This is a genomic window from Psychrobacter sp. 16-MNA-CIBAN-0192, from assembly GCF_040309565.1.
In the GTDB taxonomy this organism is placed as follows: Bacteria; Pseudomonadota; Gammaproteobacteria; order Pseudomonadales; family Moraxellaceae; genus Psychrobacter.
Map to the genome: position 1 here is coordinate 1 of NZ_JBEOOX010000499.1, position 253 is coordinate 253.

Here is a 253-nt window from a genome sequence, read left to right on the forward strand (position 1 = left end):
GGCCCAGTGGCGCCAACACGGCTATGACATTCCTGTGTCGATCAACCTGCCCACTCACCTGCTCAACAGCCACGACCTGCCCGATCGCATCCTCGCTTTCGTACTGGCACACCAAGGTTTGCCCGCGCGCATCTGCTTTGAGTTGATGGAATGCTCGGTCCCGGATGACATCAGCAACTTCTACGCCGGCGCCTGCCGCTTGCGGATCAAGGGTTTCGGCCTGTCCCAGGATGATTTTGGCAAGGGCTACAGC

General features: G+C 59.7%; 1 protein-coding gene. It reads left to right on the top strand.

The features are described 5' to 3' along the window. A partial coding sequence (locus AAEY78_RS14120) for an EAL domain-containing protein (protein ID WP_352340026.1) occupies positions 1 to 253 on the top strand: 253 nt, incomplete at both ends.